Raw genomic sequence first — 7,374 nt, 5'->3', positions numbered from 1 at the left:
TGTGAGGAGAAGGGGTTGTTACCCGGACGAGGACCCGAAGAAGATTTAGCGGCGCCCTTGGCACCGGGCTTGGGAGCCGCAGATTTAGCTGCAGGCTTTGCACCCGGTTTAGGGGCAGGTTTCGGTGCCGCAGGTTTAGCGGCAGATTTCGCGTCCGCCGACTTCTTTGGAGCGGCAGGCTTAGCACTAGCAGTTTTAGCTGTGGAAGCTGCAGACTTCCCTGACGCTTTAGTTGGTTTTTCAGCTTTTTCAGGTGCCTGAGCGGGGGTGGGGAACGCTTCACGCAGTTTCTTAACCACGAGCGGGTTAAGGGTCGAGGATGCGCCCTTTACGAATTCGCCTTGTTCGGCTAGTTTTGCAATAACTTCTTTTGACGTTACACCAAGTTCTTTAGCAATCTCGTGTACGCGAGGCTTAGCCAAATTTTCTCCTGTCCTGGCTCGCACCAGGACGGTGCGAACACTAATGATGTGTGTATGCGCGCACTAGGCTCTCGGTTACGCCTAACACACGCGTGGGCATAAATTTGCCGGGGTGTGAGCACAGATGGGTACTCATGTCGCGGCACTCATTAGATATCCATCAGTTTTCTGACTCGCTTTCGTAATCTGCAAGAAGTCGTCAAACTCGTTGACTTATAGGGATGTGAGTTTCACTCATAGCCCGTAGTTTCGGGCTTGCGCTGAGCGAAGTATTCGGTCAAAACCATAAGGTCTGCGCGAGCAATTGAAACTTTAAAGGCGCGGGCGAAAGCATTTTTACGAAAAGCCTGTTGCTGGCAGGATTCACGCATATGCAGCCACGCACCGCGACCGGGCAAGGTGCGGTGCACATCCGGAAGGATGCGCATCCGTTCTCCGTCGCCGCCGAAACAGACGATACGGAGCATATTCCGCGGACTATCGCGGAGGCGACAGCCAATACAGGTACGGAGAGGTTCACTCATTGCTCTCCCCTCTTCCCCCATCAAAACTGTCACAGTCGTTTAGGCACACCACTGGGGCGCACGCACCAAACGCACATCTTAAGTGTAGCCCCTCATCTGGGTCACGTCCGTATTCGGTTTCACGAATGCGGAAAGGCCCTTCAGGGGCTACAGGGTACTCCTACTAGAATACCGGTTACTACTCGTTTTCGTCTAAATCAAGGCTGCGGGCTACTCGCTCAGCCACCTCTTCTTCGGCACGAATCTGAGCATATTTTGATTCCGCCAAGATATCAATGCGCCAGCCGGTTAGTTTCGCTGCAAGGCGCGCGTTCTGGCCTTCCCGCCCGATTGCCAGCGAAAGCTGCTCATCGGGGACAATCGCACGAGCAGAATATTCACGGGGGTCAGCAATAATAACTTCGGTCACCTTAGCGGGCGAGAGCGCAGCCGTAATAAACTCCGCAGGATCCGTCGAGTAATCAACAATGTCGATCTTCTCGTCATTAAGCTCGGCGGCGACAGCACGTACGCGAGCGCCCATATCACCGATGCAGGCACCCTTAGCGTTGATACTGGGGTTCGTTGCGCTTACCGCTATCTTCGAGCGATGTCCTGCCTCGCGAGCAATGGAGTTAATCTTGACCGATCCGTCGGCGATCTCTGGAACCTCATGCTCAAATAGGCGAAGCACCAAGTTCGGATGCGACCGTGAGAGCACAATCGAGGGCCCTTTCTGCCCGCGGCGCGCCTCTAAGAGATATGCACGAATACGGGTTCCGTGGGGATATTGTTCTCCGGGAACCTGCTCGTTCGCGGGGAGTACGGCCTCAATAGTTCCCAAATCGACTTGAACCATACGGGGGTTATTCCCCTGCTGAATAACGCCGGATGCTAAGGTTCCTTCTCGGTCTTTAAATTCACCAAGCACGGATGCATCTTCGGCATCGCGCAGACGCTGCGATAAAACCTGACGCACCGTCGCCGCAGCAATGCGCCCAAAGTTATTGGGCGTATCATCGAACTCATCGATTTTCTGGTTGTCATCGTCAAGTTCCGGCGCAAGAATAGCGAAGTCGCCGGTGGTTCGATCGATGACGGCTCGGGAGCCTTTAATGGCGCCGGGCTGCTTCATATAGGCAAGCACCAGAGCATTTTCAACCAGCGAGAACAGTTCCTCCAAAACGAGACCTCGTTGCTTTGCAAGTGCATGCAGAACGCCTAAGTCGATCGTCATATTGTTGTCCACGCTCTTCAGCCTTTCCCTGTAGCACGGCGCCGGGACGCTTTTTCTGCGCCCCGGCTCCCGAACGGTTTGCTTTATGTTTGTTGAGTGTGAAAAAACAAACAGAAAGCCTATTTTGTACCTATTCTACAGTCTCTTGAGTAGAATTGAAATCAATTTCAACATTAGCATGCCCAATATTTTCCCAGGGCACAATCATAGCGTCATGGTATGTCTGCTTCTGCCCTTTCTTAGTCTGTTTCTTACGCCGAAGCACAGGGCCCTCGTCCGTAATCTCGTCAAGACGAGCCACGTATTCCGTGCCGTCTGTCTGTGTCACCGCCACAAGTCGGGTGCGAGCACGTTTCCAATGGCGGCGCTCGGTGAGTTCTCGGGTAGCTCCAGGAGAGGAAACCTCCAACATGTAGGGGAAGAACTCATCGTGCTTATCAGCTTTATCCAGAGCCTGTGAGATAGCCCCCGAGATTTCCGCAAGGCTGTCCAGAGAAAGAGAATCTGTCCGATCTTCCGTATAGTCCACGGTAATTTCTACCGTTCGGTTAGCTGCCGGACCACTGATCTTAATCCTTTCAAGCACTAACGAAAACTCGCTGAGCACAGGTTTGATAGCTTCGTTTACCTCGTCCTCATGTAGAGAGCGTGTCCCAATTTTTGCCGGTGCCGATTTTTCTGCCCCTGCGGATTCGAAGGGACGAGTCACACCCCTGGCGGTTCGTGATGCGGCACGCCGAGAGCGAGCATTGGGGGCGCCGTCTTTCTTACCGGACCGTTTAGGTTTATACGCCATATCTTCCTTCTCTTCTCGATAATCTTGTCGAGGATGATGAACGCGTCTATGCCTGGGAATAGGACCTAAGACCGGATCTCGGCGAGGATTTCGCGCACCGCATCCGATACAGCAATATCGCGTGCCTCTCCACTTCGCCGGTCTTTGAGTTCCAAAGTGCCGTCTTTGAACCCGCGGCCAATCACTAAGATGGTGGGTACGCCCAGAAGCTCTGCATCGCCGAATTTAACGCCCGGGCTGGTTTTCAGACGGTCGTCCAAAAGCACCTGCACCCCGGCACCTTCAAGCTCCGTGCTCAAGGTTTCTGCGTACTCGTGGGATTGAGCGTCTTTATTCGTGATGACGATGTGCACATCGGCGGGTGCCAAGTTACGCGGCCAGATCAGACCATTCTCGTCATGATTGCCCTCAGCGATTGCGGCAAGCGCACGGGTTACGCCAATACCGTAAGATCCCATCGTCACGGTCTGGAGTTTACCGTTCTGATCGAGTACTTTCAGTCCCAGTGCCTCGGCGTATTTACGGCCAAGCTGGAAGATATGTCCCATCTCAATGCCGCGTGCGGCAATAAGCGGTCCGGAACCATCCGGTGCTGGGTCGCCTTCGCGTACTTCACACGCTTCCAAAACGCCGTCTGCGCTAAAGTCTCGCCCGTAAACGAGATTTGCCACGTGTTTGCCGTGCTCGTTAGCGCCAGTAACCCACGAGGTACCGCGAACCACGCGCGGATCAACGAAAAACGGAATACCGGTAGCAGTTTGACGCTCTTCGGTATTCTCACCCAACATGGGCTGATCGAGAATAAGACCCGGACCAATATAGCCCTTGACGAGCTGCGGGAATTTCTTTAGATCCTCCTCAGAAGCAGCCTCAACCTCGATCTCGCCACCGATACCCATGAGCGCACCAATGTTAACCTCGACGCGTCCCAGATCGACTTCGCGGTCACCAGGTACACCCACGGCAAAGAGTTTACGCTCCCCAGCGGGGGTAATGACTGCGCCCACAAAACATTTGAGCGTCTGTTCAGCGGTGAGTTCACCGCCGGTCACCTGCGGGTGCAAGTCATTCATCTGGGCCACAAGGGTTTCAATCGTGGGAGATTCGGGGGTATCGAGTACGATAGCCGCGGGCGTATCCGTGAAATCAATGTCTGCAGGCACAACAGTGGTGACTGCCTCCACGTTTGCGGCGTAACCACCAGCTGAACGCACAAAGGTGTCTTCACCTACAGGGGTCGGATGCAGGAATTCTTCACTGCGTGAACCGCCCATAGCACCCGATTGCGCGGTCACGATGACGGTGTCTAATCCCAAGCGGTTAAAAATACGCTGGTAAGCGGCGCGGTGGGCCTCGTAAGCTTCATTCAAGCCTTCGTCGTCCACAGTAAAAGAGTAGGAATCCTTCATGACGAATTCGCGCCCACGCAACAAACCGGCGCGGGGTCGCGCCTCGTCACGGTACTTATTCTGGATCTGGTAAATATACAGCGGCAGATCCTTGTAGGAGGAATAAAGGTCTTTCACCAACAGAGTGAACATTTCCTCATGGGTGGGCGCCAGAAGCATATCGGCACCCTTGCGGTCCTGCAGGCGGAAGAGATTATCACCGTATTCTTCCCACCGGTTAGTTGCTTCATAGGGTTCTCGCGGCAACAATGCCGGGAAGAGAACTTCTTGGGCTCCAATTGCGTTCATTTCTTCACGCACGATATTTTCTACCTTGCGCAGAACTTTCAAACCCAAGGGCAGCCAGGTATACACGCCAGGAGCGGCACGACGAATATAACCTGCGCGCACTAAAAGCTTATGGCTTGCTACCTCAGCGTCTACAGGATCTTCACGCAGGGTCCGCACGAAGAGGTTGGACAAGCGAAGTACCATGTGTGTTCTCCTTGGATTTGATGCTAGACCTTCACCGCATCCCACATTCCTTAACCCGAAAGCGGCGGCGAACGGCGATGAATAATATAACAAGTCTATAGGTTTCCGCGCTCACAGGCGAAGCATAGTTGGTATAAAAAACCAACGTGTATATTTTCAGACGCTAACAAGTAAAGATAATGGTCGAATATTGCCCAATATCTTCCCATCCAGTGCGCTGATAAAGAGAGAGCGCCCGATCGTTGTAGTTATTAACGTAGAGGCTCAGATACGGGTGCCTCTCTCGGAAAAGCTCACAGGCCGCAGCAAGAAACGGAGCCGCAAGCCCCAGACCGCGATAGTCGGGGTGCACCCAAACGCCCTGTATCTGCGCAGCATCCAGATGCGATATACCCAGATCAGCTTTGAAGACCACCACGCCGAGATCGTTAGTGACAATCACGTTTTTGCCTTCGGATACCATCGACCGTACACGGTTTCTGTAGTTGCTGCCGTACCGTGCGATGGGTTCAATACCGACTTCCTCATGGAACATAGCGGCTGCGGCGGGCAGAACATCATCGTAATCTGACAGAACAGTACAGCGCACATATCCTCCAGGGCTCTCTGGAACCGACTGTAACGAGGGTAGATAGCCGGGCAGTTCAGGCAGAGAGGCCGAATAGAGTGAGAATAGATTTTTTTCTGGGGGCAGGTACAGTAGCGGCTGTACCGTCCGAACAGAGAAAGGCCTCGCGAGGCGTTTCCTCAAGTGCTCCCAGATTGGAAGCACACATTCACTGGGTCCAAAAAGAGACTCAATACTGCCCCGAGAACGGTAAATAAGGTGAGCAAGAACCTCGGCATGTGAGCGCATTCGATCGTCGTCGGGTAACCAGATGGGAACGGTATTGCTGCCCAGTAACAGCGCGCTCAGCAAGATGCCATCTTCGTAAATCCCCACGAACCCGCGATACTGTGCTGGCAGCTTATTCCCCGTCATGCGTGCTCCGGATGCCGATGCTGGCGGCAGCCCGTAAATATCGTAATGCTCAATAGCGTAGAGGTTCCCCAGCGTATCCGCATAGAGAAGCTCTTCGAGGGCATCTGCATCGCGCCGATCGAGAGCCACCACTTGGGGGGCGGATGAGGAGAAAAACTTTTTGAGCACGCTTTCGATTCTATCTAACGAGAGAGCTATCGCGGTTTTGAATGTGTCACAGCAAAGCGCCCCGCGTCCGTTGAAGGCGAGGCGCTTAAAGATTTCAGACTCGTCGCGTTTATATTCAACGCTACGGACGAGGTACAGCCGTACTATTTGACGGTAACAGCGGGGGCACCTTCGGGCACATACTCCCCCGAAGCTTCCATCTCGGCGGCAATACGGGTTGCCTCTTCAAGAAGGGTTTCCACGATCTGATCTTCGGGAACGGTTTTAATGACTTCCCCTTTCACAAAGATCTGTCCCTTACCGTTACCGGACGCCACTCCTAAGTCTGCTTCACGTGCCTCGCCTGGACCGTTCACCACGCATCCCATCACGGCGACGCGAAGCGGAACCTTCATATGCTCCAAGCCCTTGGTCACGTTTTCGGCGAGCTCCCACACATTCACCTGGGCGCGACCGCATGAGGGGCACGAAACAATGTCGAGCTTGCGCGGGCGCAGGTTAAGGGATTCCAGAATCTTGGTTCCCACCTTGACTTCTTCCACCGGAGGGGCCGAAAGCGAAACACGGATCGTATCGCCAATCCCCTGAGAGAGGAGGGTGCCGAATGCTACCGAACTCTTGATGGTTCCCTGGAACGCGGGACCTGCTTCGGTTACGCCTAGGTGCAAAGGCCAATCGCCGCGTGCGGCAAGCTGCCGGTATGCCTCAACCATAACCACCGGATCGTTATGTTTAACGGAAATCTTGAAGTCGCGGAACCCGTGCTCTTCAAAAAGAGAGGCTTCCCACACAGCGGATTCAACCAGCGCCTCCGGGGTAGCGTGACCGTACTTTTCAAGCAAACGTTTATCGAGCGAACCAGCATTCACACCGATGCGGATAGAGGTACCGTGATCGGAAGCCATCTCGGCGATCTCTTTTACCTGGTCATCGAATTTACGAATGTTACCGGGATTCACACGCACCGCGCCGCATCCGGCTTTAATAGCCGCATACACGTACTTGGGCTGAAAGTGAATATCCGCGATCACCGGAATATTAGACTGCTTTGCGATGATGGGTAGTGCCTCAGCGTCTTTATCGGTCGGGCATGCCACGCGCACGATATCGCATCCGGCGGCGGTTAGCTCGGCAATCTGCTGCAGGGTTGAACCGATATCGTGGGTCTTGGTGGTCGTCATAGACTGTACCGAAATGGGAGATTCGGAACCGATACCCACGGTACCTACCTTGAATTGACGGGTCTTGCGGCGAGGCGCAAGAACCGCAGGGGCAGGCTTCGGCATACCAAGGCTAACCGACAAGGCAATCCTCCAAATGTCATAAAAATTGGGGCGCGGGATGCGCCGCTCAGCTTCCTATTGTGCCACCGTCGCGCGCAGA

Annotated in this window: 7 protein-coding genes; all 7 read right to left on the bottom strand. The window is 54.1% G+C overall.

All coding sequences use genetic code 11. The annotated features are described in order from the left end of the window. Nucleotides 1-422, bottom strand: a 422-nt coding sequence (locus HMPREF2625_RS06505) for a translation initiation factor IF-2 N-terminal domain-containing protein (protein ID WP_210394397.1), incomplete at its 3' end; no start/stop codon positions are given. Between the two features lie 230 nt (nucleotides 423-652). Next, entirely contained in the window at nucleotides 653-946 is a 294-nt protein-coding gene (locus HMPREF2625_RS06500; protein WP_083295635.1) for a YlxR family protein, read from the bottom strand. Nucleotides 947-1,124: 178 nt separating this feature from the next. Beyond that, nucleotides 1,125-2,162 (bottom strand): transcription termination factor NusA, encoded by a 1,038-nt coding sequence (nusA, locus tag HMPREF2625_RS06495; RefSeq protein WP_004006237.1) that lies wholly within the window; start codon nucleotides 2,160-2,162, stop codon nucleotides 1,125-1,127. Nucleotides 2,163-2,292: 130 nt separating this feature from the next. Next, nucleotides 2,293-2,958, bottom strand: coding sequence for a ribosome maturation factor RimP (gene rimP / locus HMPREF2625_RS06490; RefSeq protein WP_070523138.1), 666 nt, complete (start codon nucleotides 2,956-2,958; stop codon nucleotides 2,293-2,295). Nucleotides 2,959-3,023: 65 nt separating this feature from the next. After that, nucleotides 3,024-4,841, bottom strand: a complete 1,818-nt coding sequence (locus tag HMPREF2625_RS06485) for a proline--tRNA ligase (protein WP_070523135.1) — start codon at nucleotides 4,839-4,841, stop codon at nucleotides 3,024-3,026. A gap of 163 nt (nucleotides 4,842-5,004) precedes the next feature. Then, nucleotides 5,005-5,991 carry a GNAT family N-acetyltransferase gene (locus HMPREF2625_RS06480; protein ID WP_070523132.1) on the bottom strand — a complete coding sequence of 329 codons (987 nt, stop codon included), beginning with the start codon at nucleotides 5,989-5,991 and terminating at the stop codon, nucleotides 5,005-5,007. Nucleotides 5,992-6,134: 143 nt separating this feature from the next. Continuing rightward, on the bottom strand, nucleotides 6,135-7,277 hold the full coding sequence (ispG, locus tag HMPREF2625_RS06475) for a flavodoxin-dependent (E)-4-hydroxy-3-methylbut-2-enyl-diphosphate synthase (protein WP_080974366.1): 1,143 nt from the start codon (nucleotides 7,275-7,277) through the stop codon (nucleotides 6,135-6,137). Between the last annotated feature and the right edge of the window lie 97 nt (nucleotides 7,278-7,374).

Origin of the sequence: Rothia sp. HMSC064D08 (assembly GCF_001809525.1) — a bacterium.
Lineage (GTDB): Bacteria > Actinomycetota > Actinomycetes > Actinomycetales > Micrococcaceae > Rothia > Rothia dentocariosa.
Note: the sequence above shows the minus strand (reverse complement) of the source record. Positions and strands in the feature narration are given on the sequence as shown.

Excerpts from the sequence above, each read along its gene's own strand:
- rimP (WP_070523138.1), bottom strand. The coding sequence starts at position 2,958 with ATGGCGTATAAACCTAAACGGTCCGGTAAGAAAGACGGCGCCCCCAAT.
- nusA (WP_004006237.1), bottom strand. The coding sequence starts at position 2,162 with ATGACGATCGACTTAGGCGTTCTGCATGCACTTGCAAAGCAACGAGGT.
- HMPREF2625_RS06485 (WP_070523135.1), bottom strand. The coding sequence starts at position 4,841 with ATGGTACTTCGCTTGTCCAACCTCTTCGTGCGGACCCTGCGTGAAGAT.
- HMPREF2625_RS06500 (WP_083295635.1), bottom strand. The coding sequence starts at position 946 with ATGAGTGAACCTCTCCGTACCTGTATTGGCTGTCGCCTCCGCGATAGT.
- ispG (WP_080974366.1), bottom strand. The coding sequence starts at position 7,277 with ATGCCGAAGCCTGCCCCTGCGGTTCTTGCGCCTCGCCGCAAGACCCGT.